The organism is Actimicrobium sp. GrIS 1.19, from assembly GCF_035984655.1.
Taxonomy (GTDB): domain Bacteria; phylum Pseudomonadota; class Gammaproteobacteria; order Burkholderiales; family Burkholderiaceae_D; genus Actimicrobium.
Map to the genome: position 1 here is coordinate 1 of NZ_JAXCHT010000047.1, position 12,693 is coordinate 12,693.

The 12,693-nt window shown below is 59.6% G+C and carries 11 protein-coding genes, 1 tRNA gene and 2 pseudogenes; 11 read left to right on the forward strand and 3 right to left on the reverse strand.

The features are described 5' to 3' along the window. Nucleotides 1-214 precede the first annotated feature (214 nt). Entirely contained in the window at nt 215-553 is a 339-nt protein-coding gene (locus tag RCH09_RS18725) for a P-II family nitrogen regulator (RefSeq protein WP_326942667.1), read from the forward strand. Between the two features lie 17 nt (nt 554-570). Then, a complete protein-coding gene (locus RCH09_RS18730; protein ID WP_442785065.1) occupies nt 571-1,722 on the forward strand; it encodes an ABC transporter substrate-binding protein in 1,152 nt (383 codons plus the stop codon). 6 nt (nt 1,723-1,728) lie between these two features. On the opposite strand, the gene RCH09_RS18735 is transcribed toward RCH09_RS18730, so the two are convergent. Genes RCH09_RS18735 through trxB form a run of 3 tightly spaced genes read right to left on the reverse strand, consistent with a single transcriptional unit; the run spans nt 1,729 to nt 4,020 of the window. Beyond that, nucleotides 1,729-2,331 carry a trimeric intracellular cation channel family protein gene (locus RCH09_RS18735; RefSeq protein ID WP_326942669.1) on the reverse strand — a complete coding sequence of 201 codons (603 nt, stop codon included), beginning with the start codon at nt 2,329-2,331 and terminating at the stop codon, nt 1,729-1,731. Nucleotides 2,332-2,377: 46 nt separating this feature from the next. Then, a complete protein-coding gene (locus tag RCH09_RS18740) occupies nt 2,378-3,016 on the reverse strand; it encodes a Smr/MutS family protein (RefSeq protein WP_326942670.1) in 639 nt (212 codons plus the stop codon). 38 nt (nt 3,017-3,054) lie between these two features. Further along, nucleotides 3,055-4,020: a thioredoxin-disulfide reductase gene (gene trxB, locus RCH09_RS18745; RefSeq protein WP_326942671.1), complete on the reverse strand. Its 966-nt coding sequence runs from the start codon at nt 4,018-4,020 to the stop codon at nt 3,055-3,057. A gap of 248 nt (nt 4,021-4,268) precedes the next feature. Between trxB and RCH09_RS18750 the strand changes: the two genes are divergently transcribed. The 9 genes and pseudogenes from RCH09_RS18750 to RCH09_RS18785 form a co-directional block, all read left to right on the forward strand. After that, nucleotides 4,269-6,602 (forward strand): DNA translocase FtsK, encoded by a 2,334-nt coding sequence (locus RCH09_RS18750; protein ID WP_326942672.1) that lies wholly within the window; start codon nt 4,269-4,271, stop codon nt 6,600-6,602. Then, nucleotides 6,556-7,263 (forward strand): outer membrane lipoprotein chaperone LolA, encoded by a 708-nt coding sequence (gene lolA / locus RCH09_RS18755; protein WP_442785066.1) that lies wholly within the window; start codon nt 6,556-6,558, stop codon nt 7,261-7,263. The genes RCH09_RS18750 and lolA overlap by 47 nt, the downstream gene beginning before the upstream one ends. Before the next feature lie 18 nt (nt 7,264-7,281). Continuing rightward, nucleotides 7,282-8,577 carry a replication-associated recombination protein A gene (locus RCH09_RS18760; protein ID WP_326942674.1) on the forward strand — a complete coding sequence of 432 codons (1,296 nt, stop codon included), beginning with the start codon at nt 7,282-7,284 and terminating at the stop codon, nt 8,575-8,577. A 50-nt stretch (nt 8,578-8,627) separates the two neighbouring features. Continuing rightward, on the forward strand, nt 8,628-9,917 hold the full coding sequence (serS, locus tag RCH09_RS18765; protein WP_326942675.1) for a serine--tRNA ligase: 1,290 nt from the start codon (nt 8,628-8,630) through the stop codon (nt 9,915-9,917). A 98-nt stretch (nt 9,918-10,015) separates the two neighbouring features. Then, a tRNA-Ser gene (locus RCH09_RS18770) sits at nt 10,016-10,105 on the forward strand. A 203-nt stretch (nt 10,106-10,308) separates the two neighbouring features. Continuing rightward, nucleotides 10,309-10,887, forward strand: coding sequence for a hypothetical protein (locus RCH09_RS18775; RefSeq protein WP_326942676.1), 579 nt, complete (start codon nt 10,309-10,311; stop codon nt 10,885-10,887). 336 nt (nt 10,888-11,223) lie between these two features. Next, nucleotides 11,224-11,328: pseudogene (locus RCH09_RS19755) on the forward strand (hypothetical protein); the annotation flags it as partial. A 442-nt stretch (nt 11,329-11,770) separates the two neighbouring features. Further along, the gene (locus RCH09_RS18780) at nt 11,771-11,944 is read left to right on the forward strand and encodes a hypothetical protein (RefSeq protein WP_326942677.1); all 174 of its coding nucleotides are present in this window, start codon (nt 11,771-11,773) and stop codon (nt 11,942-11,944) included. 61 nt (nt 11,945-12,005) lie between these two features. Beyond that, nucleotides 12,006-12,693, forward strand: a pseudogene (locus tag RCH09_RS18785) (transposase); the annotation flags it as partial.

Sequence of the window (12,693 nt, forward strand, 5' to 3'; positions counted from 1 at the left end):
GGCGAAACTGACTTGGCTCGGCGACGTTGGCTTCATCTTGGGGGAAGTGTTGATGGCTATCTTGCTATAACGGTTATGCTTCGAAATAAGTTGGCTGGTATTGACGAATAAATCCGCGTTTCCCTAGCTCGCAGCGCGCATCCAGCCACGCGCGCTGAAGGCAACATCATCCCCGCAAAACGGGTTGCAGTACCAGCCAAGGAAAGGAACTCTCATGAAGCAGATTACCGCAATCATCAAGCCGTTCAAGCTTGACGAAGTCCGCGAAGCGCTCGCCGATGTGGGTGTGACCGGTTTGACGGTCACCGAAGTCAAGGGATTCGGACGGCAGAAGGGGCACACCGAGCTGTATCGGGGCGCCGAATATGTCGTCGACTTCCTGCCCAAGGTACGGGTCGAGGCGATTGTCGACGATGGTGCGGCCGAGGCCGCCGTGGATGCCATCATCAAGGCGGCACGCACCGGCAAGATCGGCGATGGCAAGATTTTCGTCCAGAACGTCGAGCAGGTCATTCGTATTCGCACCGGTGAAACCGGCCCTGATGCAGTCTAACTTTTCCTGATATCCATATGATCTTTCCTCGCCGGTTTGCCCTTATTGCCTTGTTTACTGCATGCTGCGTCGGTTTTCCCGCCGTCGCAATGGCTGAAACCGGCGTCACCGATCAACGCATCCTGCTGGGCCAGTCGGCCGCGTTCAGCGGTCCGGCAGCGCAACTGGGTATCCAGATGCATGCCGGGGCCAAAGCCTATTTTGACCAGGTCAACGAGCAGGGCGGGATTTTTGGTCGCAAGATCGAACTGATCACGCTCGACGACAAATACGAAGCCGACCTTGCCGCTGCCAATACCAAGAAACTGATCGACGACGACGGCGTCTTCGCATTGTTTGGCTACGTCGGCACGCCGACCAGCAACGCCGCACTGCCGCTCTTCAGCAAAGCCAGGGTGCCGTTCTTCGCACCGTTTTCCGGCGCACAATCGCTGCGTGAGCCGTTCAACCGCGAAATCTTCAATGTTCGCGCCAGCTACTTCGATGAAACCGAACACCTGGTGGAAAAGCTGGTCAACACCGGCATCAAGAATATCGCCGTGTTTTATCAGAACGATGCCTACGGCAAGGCCGGCCTGGCCGGCGTTGAACGGGCCGCCCGCAAAATGGGCATCACCCTGACCGTGCTGGCGACTGTCGAACGCAACAGCACAGATGTGAAAGCAGCGGTCGACCAGATTTTGCCGAAGCGTCCCGATGCAATCATTCAGATCAGTGCCTATTCATCCTGCGCCGCGTTCATCAAGAGCATGCGCAAGGAGGGCTACTTCGGCCAGTTCTATAACGTCTCGTTCGTTGGCAGCCAGGCACTGGCCGACACCCTGGGCACCGATGGGCCGGGCGTGGTGATCTCGCAGGTGATGCCGTTCCCATGGCGGGTAGCGACGCCGCTGGTGGCGGAATATCAGAAGGTGATGAAGAAGGCCGGCGTCAAGGCCATGAATTTTTCCAGCCTGGAGGGCTACGTGGCGGCCAAGGTGTTTACCGAGGGGTTGCGCCGGTCCGGTCGCGATCTGACGCGTGACAAGCTGTTGCATGCGCTGGAGACCATCAATATCGGCAATTTCGATGCAGGTGGATTCGACGTCAATTTCGGCCCCGCCAACCACAATGGATCGCGCTACGTCGACATGACCGTCATTACCAAGGACGCCCACTTCCTGAACTGAGTGTGGCTATTTGAGTTGCACGTCGGCGGCCCAGGTGACCAGGCGCAGGACGGTAATCAACAGCGCACTCGACCACAGCGAGATTTCCGGCGGCAGGCCGGATTGCTGCATCAGCAGGTAGGCCCAGCAACCGGCGAATGAGCAGATTGCATACGGCCTGCCGTCGCGCAGCACCATCGGAATCTCGTTGCACACGATGTCACGCAGGACGCCGCCAAAGATGCCGGTGATGACCCCCATCATCGAGGCAATGAACAGCGGCATGCCGGCGGCGATTGCTGCGGCCACCCCGGCCACCGAAAACAGACCCAGTCCGAGTGCATCGGCGATCACGATCAAGCGGTCCGACACGATATGCCGCAGGGTGCGGATCAGCGGCGCGGCGATCAGCGCCAGCACGAAAATCAGAATCGCGTATTCCTGATGAATGACCCAGAACAGCGGACGCTGGTCGAGCAGGATGTCGCGCAGCGTGCCGCCGCCAAAAGCGGTGATGAAGGCCACCGTAAAGACACCGACAATGTCCATTTTCTTGCTGCGGGCCTCGACGAAGCCGGAGAAGGCGCCGACCAGAATGGCGAGGATTTCAATCAGCTTGATGAGGCTCATGCGGGGCGAAGGGAGGGAGGCGGGACCTGCATGATACGCGGCAAGTTCATGACTTGAGCAAAACTACCAGCGCACCGCTGCCGCCATCGGCCGCCTTGGCCTGACAAAACGCCAGCACTTCTTCCTTTTGCACCAGCCAGTTGCGCACCTTGCTCTTGAGGACCGGCTCCTTGTTGATCGAGCCCAGGCCCTTGCCATGAATGATGCGCACGCAGCGCAGGCCGCGCCGGCCGACCGCACGCAAATACTCCGACAGCGCCTCGCGCGCTTCGTCGGTGCGCAGGCCGTGCAGATCCAGCTGGCTTTGTATCACCCAGTGGCCGCGCCGCAGCTTGCGCACCGTGTCCGGTCCGATGCCGTTGCGCGCGAAGCTCAGTTCCGCATCGGTGTCGAGCAGGGTTTCGATGCTGAAATCGTCCGACAGCGATTCGGCCAGTGCGGCCTGTTCGTCGGCCAGATGGTGGCGCGCGATTGGCTCCGGACGTTGCGCTTGCAGCAGGGTCTTGTTGGCGACGGCGAGCGGCGCCACCGTCCCGACGCTGTGCCGGAACAGATCGGCCTCGATGCGCCGCTGCTGTTCGAGTCGAACCCGCTGCGCCTCGGCCAGTGCGCGCGCCTCCTGCTGCGCCTTGAGTTCAGTGCGCAGTCGTGCAAGCGCGGCAAAATCCTTGATTGGCGCGGGCATGATCGGGAGTCCGGCTGGGCGTGCGGGGCTGCTGCCGTTCAGTCTTCCAGGGTTTCCAGATATCGCTGCGCATCGAGCGCCGCCATGCAACCCGTGCCGGCGCTGGTGATGGCCTGGCGATACACGTGATCCTGCACATCGCCGGCGGCAAACACGCCCGGCAGGTTGGTGGCGGTGGCCATGCCTTCCAGTCCGGTGAGTGTCTTGATGTAGCCGTTTTTCATGTCGAGTTGACCCTCGAACAGGGACGTATTCGGTTTGTGACCGATGGCGATGAACACGCCATGCAGCGGCACCGCCGTGACCGTGCCGTCGATGGCCGATTTGATGCGCATGCCTGTGACGCCACTGTCGTCGCCGGTGACTTCATCGAGCGTGTGATTCCACTTGACCTCGATCTTGCCCTCGGCAACCTTGGCCATCAGGCGATCGATCAGGATGGCTTCGGCGCGGAACTTGTCGCGCCGGTGCACCACGGTGACCTTGGCCGCAATGTTGGACAGGTACAGCGCTTCTTCAACTGCGGTATTGCCGCCGCCGACCACGGCGACTTCCTGGCCGCGGTAGAAAAAACCATCGCAGGTGGCACAGGCGGAGACGCCTTTTCCCATGAATGATTGCTCGGTCTCGAGTCCGAGATACTGGGCCGATGCACCGGTGGCGATAATCAGTGCGTCGCAGGTGTATTCACCGGAGTCGCCAATCAGGCGCATCGGCTTTTCGGTCAGTCTGGCGGTATGAATGTGGTCAAAAATGATGTCGGTGTTGAACTTCTCGGCATGCTGCAGCAGGCGCTGCATCAGGTCCGGACCCTGCACCCCCATCGGATCGCCCGGCCAGTTCTCGACATCGGTGGTGGTCATCAGCTGACCGCCTTGCTCGACGCCGGTAATCAGCACCGGATTCAGGTTGGCGCGGGCAGCGTACACTGCGGCGCTGTAGCCGGCAGGACCGGAACCGAGAATTAATACATGAGCGTGCTTGACGGGCTTGGCGGAAGTCATGACATCATCGCGATCAAAAGAGTGAGAGTTGGTGGGCCGTTTCGCAGGGCGGCGCTGGTTTAATATGTCGCCATTCGGAGCAATTGCAAGCGCGCCGCAATTTGTCGGGCCTTGGGTGCGGAATCTGGGTAAGATTATAGACGATCATCCTGATCTGGTTTTGCCGCACTACAAGTCTTGACATGCCTGCCGCGCGCACCGTCGCACCACCCATCCACCGTTTTCAGCCAAGGCCGATATCGCGATTTATGAGTAAAACAAGTCAAGCCTACACCCGCAGTCAGGCCGTCGCTGCGCCACCCTTGCCGGGCCGGCTGGTACGCCTGCTGTCGGAGGCGCGCTGGCTGGTGCTGGCGGCGCTGAGCGCCTTTCTGGTACTGATTCTGGCGTCGTATAGTACGGTGGATCCGGGCTGGTCGCATGCCAATACGGTGGCGCGTCTGCAGAACTGGGGTGGCGTGGTCGGCGCATGGCTGGCCGATCTGATGTTGTACATCTTTGGCCTGTCGGCGTGGTGGTGGTGCGTGATGCTGCTGCGGGTCGTGCTGACCGGTTATCGCCGCTTGTCGAACAAATATCTTCTGAACACCGAGCCGGAGCCGGAACACCGCCACGAGGCCGTGATTCGCGGCGCCGGATTCGCGCTGCTGCTGCTGGGCAGTGTCGGCATTGAATTCCTGCGGATGTATTCGTTCAAGGCGCAATTGCCGCATCTGCATGGCGGCGTGCTGGGCGAATTGATCGGCGTGGCGGCCGCGCGGGCAGTCGGGTTCACGGGCGCGACCCTGCTGCTGCTGTTGCTGTTCGGGTTGGGCGTGAGCCTGTTCTTTCATGTCTCCTGGCTGGCCGTCGCCGAACGTCTGGGCGGCGCCATTGAACTGTTCATCGCCGGCATCCGCAACCTGATCGCCGCCCGTGAAGACCGCAAGGTAGGCCACGTCGCCGCCGTCAAGCGCGATACCGTGGTGGTGCAGGAACGGGCCCGCATCGTTGATGCGCCGCCGATCCGCATCGAGCCGCAAGTGGTTGCGGTGCCGCGTTCGGAGCGGGTCGAAAAAGAGCGCCAGGTGTCGCTGTTCAACGATCTGCCCGATACCAATCTGCCGCCGTTGTCGTTGCTGGACGAAGCCGCGCAGGTGCAGGAAACCGTCAGCGTCGAAACGCTGGAATTCACCAGTCGCCTGATCGAGAAAAAGCTGTCCGACTTCGGTGTCGATGCCAAGGTGGTGGCGGCTTATCCGGGTCCGGTCATCACACGTTATGAAATTGAGCCGGCCACCGGCGTCAAGGGCAGCCAGATCGTCGGGCTGGCGCGCGATCTGGCGCGCTCGCTGTCGCTGACCTCGATCCGGGTGGTGGAAACCATCCCCGGCAAGAACTTCATGGGCCTGGAACTGCCGAATCCGAAACGCCAGATCGTCCGTCTGACCGAGATCGTCAGCTCCAAGGTCTACAACGATGGCGTCTCCAGCCTGACCATCGCGCTGGGCAAGGACATCGCCGGCAATCCGGTGGTCGCCGATCTGGCCAAGATGCCGCATCTGTTGGTGGCCGGCACCACCGGGTCGGGCAAATCGGTCGGGATCAATGCCACCATTCTGTCGCTGCTGTACAAGTCCGATCCGAACCAGGTGCGCCTGATCCTGATCGACCCGAAAATGCTGGAGCTGTCGATCTACGAAGGCATTCCGCATTTGCTCGCGCCCGTGGTGACTGACATGCGCCAGGCCGGGCACGCGCTGAACTGGGCCGTCAACGAGATGGAACGGCGCTACAAACTGATGAGCAAGCTCGGCGTGCGCAATCTGGCCGGCTACAACCAGAAGATCATCGATGCCGACAAGCGCGAAGAAAAAATCCCCAACCCGTTCAGCCTGACGCCGGACGCGCCCGAACCGCTCGACAAGCTGCCAACCATCGTCATCATCATCGATGAGCTGGCCGATCTGATGATGGTGGTCGGCAAGAAGGTCGAGGAGCTGATCGCCCGTATCGCGCAAAAGGCGCGCGCCGCCGGCATTCACCTGATTCTGGCAACCCAGCGTCCGTCGGTGGATGTGATCACCGGCCTGATCAAGGCCAACATCCCGACCCGCATTGCCTTCCAGGTCAGCAGCAAGATCGACTCGCGCACGATTCTTGACCAGATGGGCGCCGAGGCACTGCTGGGCATGGGCGACATGCTGTACATGCCGCCCGGCACCGGCTTGCCGATCCGCGTGCATGGCGCCTTCGTCTCGGACGAAGAAGTCCATCGCGTGGTCGACTACCTGAAATTGCAGGGCGAGCCGAATTACGTCGAAGGCATTCTGGAAGGCGGCCTGATGGAAGATGGCAGTGAAGCCGTCGCTGGGAGCGAAGGCGCACCGAGCGCGGAAGCCGATCCGATGTACGATCAGGCCGTCGCCATCGTTCTGAAGAACCGGCGCGCCTCGATTTCACTGGTGCAACGTCACTTGCGCATCGGCTATAACCGTGCCGCCCGGCTGCTCGAACAGATGGAAACCAGTGGTCTGGTATCGACCATGCAAACCAATGGCAATCGCGAAATCCTGGTCCCGGCCGGGAACACCGCAGAATAGGAAACCACTTTTGAATCAGTCACTCGTTCGTCTTGTCAGCGCCCTGGCGCTGTCGTTGTCGATGTCGCTGCCGCTGGTGGCGCACGCCTCCGCGCTCGACCAGTTCAAATCGTTTGTCAGCAGTACCCATTCGGCCAAAGGCGAATTCAGCCAGCGCCTGGTCAAGGCAGAAAAGGCCGGCACGCCCGGCGTGAAGGTCTCGACACCGTCGACCGGCACCTTCGTGTTTGCCCGGCCCGGCAAGTTCATCTGGATTTACCAGAAGCCGTATGAGCAGTTGCTGCAGGCCGACGGCGAGCGGCTCTATATTTACGACAAGGATCTGAACCAGGTCACCAGTCGCAAACTGGGCTCCGCGCTGGGTTCCTCGCCAGCGGCGATCCTGTTTGGCAGCAACGACCTCGAAAAGAATTTCACCCTGAAAGAGGCGGGTACCAAGGATGGCCTGGAGTGGCTGGACGCGACGCCTAAAACCAGGGACAGCAGCTTCGAGCACATCGGCATCGGTCTGCGCAATGGCGTGCCCGAAGCCATGGAGCTGCGTGACAGCTTTGGCCAGATGTCGCTGCTGACCTTCACCCGTTTTGAAAAGAATCCCGCACTGGCCGCCGATCAATTCAAGTTCGTCGTGCCCAAGGGCGCCGATGTGTCGGCACAATAAATTGACCGGTTCAACCGCATGAGCGCCGTCCCGCTGGCCGAACGGCTGCGTCCCGCCACGCTCGATCAGGTCATCGGCCAGCAGCATTTGCTCGGTCCGGGCAAGGCCCTGCGCGTGGCCTTCGAATCGGGGCAGCCGCATTCGATGATCCTGTGGGGGCCGCCAGGCGTCGGCAAGACCACGCTGGCGCGCCTGATGGCCGACAGTTTTCAGGCCGACTTCATCGCCTTGTCGGCGGTCCTGTCCGGGGTCAAGGACATTCGCGAAGCGGTGGAGCGGGCCCAGCTGTCGCGCGGTGCGATGGGCCGGCGCACCATCCTGTTCGTCGACGAAGTGCATCGCTTCAACAAGAGCCAGCAGGATGCCTTCTTGCCGCATGTCGAAAGCGGACTGTTCACCTTCATCGGCGCGACCACCGAGAACCCCTCGTTCGAAGTCAATGGCGCATTGCTCTCGCGGGCCTCGGTGTATGTGCTCAAGTCGCTGACCGAGGACGACCTCGGCCTGCTGCTGGAGCGCGCCTGCACCGAACAGCTCGACGGCCTGCGCTTTGCCGCCGACGCCAAGGCAACGCTGATCGCCAGCGCCGACGGTGATGGTCGCAAGCTGCTCAACAATCTCGAAATCGTCGCCCGTGCGGCGGTGGCCAAGGGGCTCGGCGAAGTCGACGCCGCCCTGCTGGCGGAATGCCTGGGCGATGCCTTGCGCCGTTTCGACAAGGGCGGCGATGCCTTCTACGATCAGATTTCAGCACTGCACAAATCCGTGCGCGGTTCCAATCCCGACGCCGCGCTGTACTGGTTCGCGCGCATGCTCGACGGCGGCGCCGATCCGCGTTATCTGGCGCGCCGGCTGATCCGCATGGCCAGCGAAGACATCGGCCTAGCCGATCCGCGCGCGTTGCGGCTGGCGCTCGACGCGGCCGAAACCTACGAGCGGCTGGGCTCGCCGGAAGGCGAACTGGCGCTGGCCGAGGCGGTGATCTATCTCGCCTGCACGGCCAAATCGAATGCCGTCTACATGGCCTGGAATGTCGCCCGCGCGTTCATCGCCAAAGACAAGTCGCGGCTGGTGCCCGAGCATTTGCGCAATGCGCCGACCAAGCTGATGAAGGAACTTGGTTACGGCAAGCTGTATCGCTATGCGCATGATGAACCTGATGCCTATGCCGCCGGCGAGACCTACCTGCCGGACGGCATCGAGCAGATGCAGTGGTATCAGCCCACCCCGCGCGGGCTGGAAGGGAAAATCGCCGAGAAGCTGAAATTCTTGAAAAACCTCGATCAGGAAGCCCGCAAAACCGGCCGGAAGTGACGGGTGCTGTTGGTACAATACGGGCATTCACAATCCGACTCAGGCGTCCCATGATCGACATTCAACTCCTGCGCAAAGACATCGACAGCGTCGCTGCCCGTTTGGCCAGCCGCAAATTCCAGCTCGATGTGGCCGGCTTCAATCTGCTCGAAGGCGAGCGCAAACAGATCCAGAGCCGTACCGAGGAATTGCAGGCCAGCCGCAACAGCCTGTCGAAGCAGATCGGCATGCTCAAAGGGAAGGGCGAGGACACCACTGCGGTGATGGCGTCGGTCGCCGGTATCGCGGACGAGCTGGCCAGTTCGGCGGCGCGGCTGGAGATCGTGCAGGCGCAGCTGAGTGATTTCATGCTGGCGATTCCGAACCTGCCGCATGAGTCGGTCCCGCTGGGCAAGGACGAAGCCGATAACGTCGAAGTGCGCAAGGTTGGCACGCCGCCGGTGTTCGATTTCACGCCACGCGATCATGTCGACATCGGCACGCCGCTCGGCCTCGATTTTGACGTCGCTGCCAAAATCACCGGCTCTCGCTTCTCCGTGATGAAGGGTGGCATCGCCCGTCTGCATCGCGCGCTCGCGCAGTTCATGCTCGACACCCACACTGGCGAGCACGGCTACACCGAATGCTATACGCCGTATATCGTCAACGCCGATTCGCTGCGCGGCACCAGCCAGTTGCCGAAGTTCGAAGCCGATCTGTTCGCCGTCAAGAAGGGCGGCCAGGAAGGCGAGGGCGAGACGCTGTATCTGATCCCCACCTCCGAAGTCTCGCTGACCAATATCGTGCGCGACCAGATCATCGACGCGGCTGCATTACCGATCAAGATGACCGCGCACACGCCGTGTTTTCGTTCAGAAGCCGGCAGCTACGGGCGCGACACGCGCGGCATGATTCGCCAGCATCAGTTCGACAAGGTCGAGATGGTGCAGGTGGTGCATCCTGAGCAGTCGTTCGTCGCGCTGGAAGAGATGGTCGGGCACGCCGAAACCATTTTGAAAAAGCTGAACCTGCCGTACCGCGTGGTGGCGCTGTGCACCGGCGACATCGGCTTTGCGGCCACCAAGACCTATGACATCGAAGTCTGGCTGCCGGCACAGAACACCTATCGCGAAATTTCGTCGTTGTCGAACTGCGATGCGTTTCAGGCGCGCCGCATGCAAACCCGCTTTCGCAACGCGCAGGGCAAGCCGGAGTTGCTGCATACGTTGAATGGCTCCGGCCTTGCGGTTGGCCGGACGCTGGTGGCAGTGCTGGAGAACTTCCAGCAGGCCGATGGCAGCGTGGCGATTCCCGAGGTGTTGTGGCCGTATATGGGCGGGCTGAAACAACTATCTGCCTGAGCCGTAACGGTTGCCAACAACAGCGGTTTCGTTTCCGAAAGTAGTCTGCTATACTTTGCCGCTTTCCGGGGTCGTCAACCCGGGGAATGACCAAATCAGGAGAGGTGGCAGAGTGGTCGATTGTACTTGACTCGAAATCAAGCGATGGGGCGACCCATCCGAGGGTTCGAATCCCTCCCTCTCCGCCAGTAATGTTAAAAGAGCTCCTTAATCGGAGCTTTTTTTTCGCCTGCTCGGAGGAGAAATGACGCAACTGCAGGTCGCGGTGTTATCGAATCCTGGCTGTATTTCGACACGACGGCCATCAATCGACGATGATGCCTTAGTGCCCATGTCAGTGACGTGTCAGGCCACGAATTTGCCTTCTCAGCATATTTTGGAGTGACGCCGCATGCCGCACGCAAAACCTGTTCGCACACGCCTATTACTCACCGTTGCCGTGGCGTTCTATGAAGTGCTTCATCTCGGCTGGGAATATTTGCACGGCGGAGTAATGCGCCATCACCTGTTGCAACGCTCGGACTGGCCCGCAATGTCGAACTGGTGGGGCCTCGTTGTGCTTCCCGTTCTCGCATGGCTACTCATAGGCCGGATGCAGGCCAGGGGTGGTTCTCAATCTCATGCCTTTGTCGCCCGTCCAATAGCCTTGCGCTTTCTGGCGGCCCTTCTTTACGGGGCAGGTTTCGCCGCTTCCTTCGCATTTGGGTATGAGGCTGTCACCTCGACGTTGTTCTTTGGCTTGTTTGTGCTTGCCGTGACGCTTCCCATCTGCAGCGCCGAGTATTTGCTTGGGTTCGTGCTTGGCATGACTTTCATTTTTGGTGCGGTTCTGCCAACCATGATTGCGTGTGTCTTCGCTCTTCTTTCCTCAGTGCTCCACCCGTTGGCTCGCATCATCGTCAGAACTGTCATGCGTCTTGTCGCCAAGGCTCGCGGCAACACTTCGGTGCAGACAAAGCAAACCAACTAGTTTGCGGCCTTGCCGGCGCCCGGTTTCTCGTTAATTGTTCGTGCGGTTCTTTCGGCCGGATCAGGTTTTTCGTATTGACAGCTCCAGCGGCAACCGGCGCGCACTTGACTTCATTCAGGCGATTCGAAACAGCTCCATTCCGCTGCGCACATCTCGGGTTGATTTGCTGGAAAACATATTTTTGTTGTTCTACTCTCCATATGTGGCAACGTATTTGCAGCGGATTTGCAGAGCGAGCTGGAAATTACGAGATGCGTTGGGCAAGCCTACGCATCGCAAGAGAAGAAATTGAACACGGCATAGTCTCAGTACTGAAGTCGTCTCAACGCGTCACAGAAAAACCAGCTTAAAGACGCACAATTGGCATGGATAAAATATCGAGTCCGCTCGTGTGACTTCGAGAGCTCAGGCGTGAACAGAGTGGTACTGCCTATCCAATGATTTATTGCCTGTGTCGTACTGAAACGACTAGCGCTCGGCTGCGCGAAATAAGCAAACTTCTGAATTGCAAAGAAGGCGATTTGAGTTGCCCGCGCAATGAACGATCTTGGTGTCGCTTCGCTCTGGGCCGAAATCGCCAGTTCGGAAATGTGCGCAATCGACCAAATCCAGACAGTGAAGCATTCGCTCGAAAAGGGATCCCTTGTAACCTTCCAGGCAATACAATTCATTGCTTGGAAGATAATTTGGCCATACACTGACGAGGCGCTTAGCAAGCTGTCTGCCGCAAATTTTATTGCCGTCCAACCTGGTCGCAGAAGGAATCGTGAGTAACGATGCACGTTTCCGGAGTGGCGGATAAGCGCTATTCGCTATGCACCATTTCGTAGTGAGCGGGCGTAAATCAGGAAGCTTCGATCAACTCAATCCAGGAATCAACTTAATGAAAATTGTATTCACCGGTACGCTTGTAGCCACACTTTTGATTTCAGGGTGTGCCTCTGTCGATATGGCATCAAGAGCCGAGTCGATAAAAGCAAAAGAATTTAACTCGCCCAGTCAGGGCAATGCTGGCGTTTACATTTATCGCAACAGCTTCGTTGGCAGGGTGACCTGACCGGGGATTTTAAGACCACGGATAATTTGAGAAGATAGCTCCTTGCGACAGCGAGGAAGCCATGAGGAAGAGCCGATACAGCGACGAGCAGATCGTCCGGATTTTGCGGGAAGCGGACAAGGATCCGGTGCCGGAGGTGGCGAAACGGCATGGGGTCAGCGAACAGAGCATCTACGGCTGGCGCAAGCGGTTTGCCGGCATGGCCGCCGATGACGTCAAGGAGTTCAAGAGTTTGACGCAAGAGAATGTCCGACTCAAGAAACTGCTGGCCGAGCGCGATCTTGAAATTGAAATCATGAAGGAAATCACCGCAAAAAAGTGGTGAGCGCACCAGCCCGTCGGATCGCGACCTGCTATGCAATCGAACGGGGCCTTTCGCAGAGACGGGCTTGTGCGCTGATGGGTGTCAGTCGGTCGAACTTGAAGTACGTGCCGGGCTTGCCGATAAAAAATGCGCCTGTTGTTCAGGCAATGTGCCGCCTGTCGGCGCAATATCCGCGGTATGGCGCGCGCCGCATTCGGGTGTTTCTCGGTCGGGAAGGCTTCGCAGTCGGGAAAGATCGCTGTGGCAGGCTATGGGCCGAGCATGGCTTGCAGGTGCCAAAGAAACGGTCCCGCAAGCGCATTGCCACGGGCCGTCCACGGCCAATGGCGCCGATGGTGGCCAACGCGGTGTGGAGTTACGATTTCGTTTTCGATACCTGCGCAAACGGGCAGCAATTGAAATGTCTGACGGTGGTCGATGAATT

Excerpts from the sequence above, each read along its gene's own strand:
- RCH09_RS18725 (WP_326942667.1), top strand. The coding sequence starts at position 215 with ATGAAGCAGATTACCGCAATCATCAAGCCGTTCAAGCTTGACGAAGTC.
- RCH09_RS18730 (WP_442785065.1), top strand. The coding sequence starts at position 571 with ATGATCTTTCCTCGCCGGTTTGCCCTTATTGCCTTGTTTACTGCATGC.
- RCH09_RS18735 (WP_326942669.1), bottom strand. The coding sequence starts at position 2,331 with ATGAGCCTCATCAAGCTGATTGAAATCCTCGCCATTCTGGTCGGCGCC.
- RCH09_RS18740 (WP_326942670.1), bottom strand. The coding sequence starts at position 3,016 with ATGCCCGCGCCAATCAAGGATTTTGCCGCGCTTGCACGACTGCGCACT.
- trxB (WP_326942671.1), bottom strand. The coding sequence starts at position 4,020 with ATGACTTCCGCCAAGCCCGTCAAGCACGCTCATGTATTAATTCTCGGT.
- RCH09_RS18750 (WP_326942672.1), top strand. The coding sequence starts at position 4,269 with ATGAGTAAAACAAGTCAAGCCTACACCCGCAGTCAGGCCGTCGCTGCG.
- lolA (WP_442785066.1), top strand. The coding sequence starts at position 6,556 with ATGGCAATCGCGAAATCCTGGTCCCGGCCGGGAACACCGCAGAATAGG.
- RCH09_RS18760 (WP_326942674.1), top strand. The coding sequence starts at position 7,282 with ATGAGCGCCGTCCCGCTGGCCGAACGGCTGCGTCCCGCCACGCTCGAT.
- serS (WP_326942675.1), top strand. The coding sequence starts at position 8,628 with ATGATCGACATTCAACTCCTGCGCAAAGACATCGACAGCGTCGCTGCC.
- RCH09_RS18775 (WP_326942676.1), top strand. The coding sequence starts at position 10,309 with ATGCCGCACGCAAAACCTGTTCGCACACGCCTATTACTCACCGTTGCC.
- RCH09_RS18780 (WP_326942677.1), top strand. The coding sequence starts at position 11,771 with ATGAAAATTGTATTCACCGGTACGCTTGTAGCCACACTTTTGATTTCA.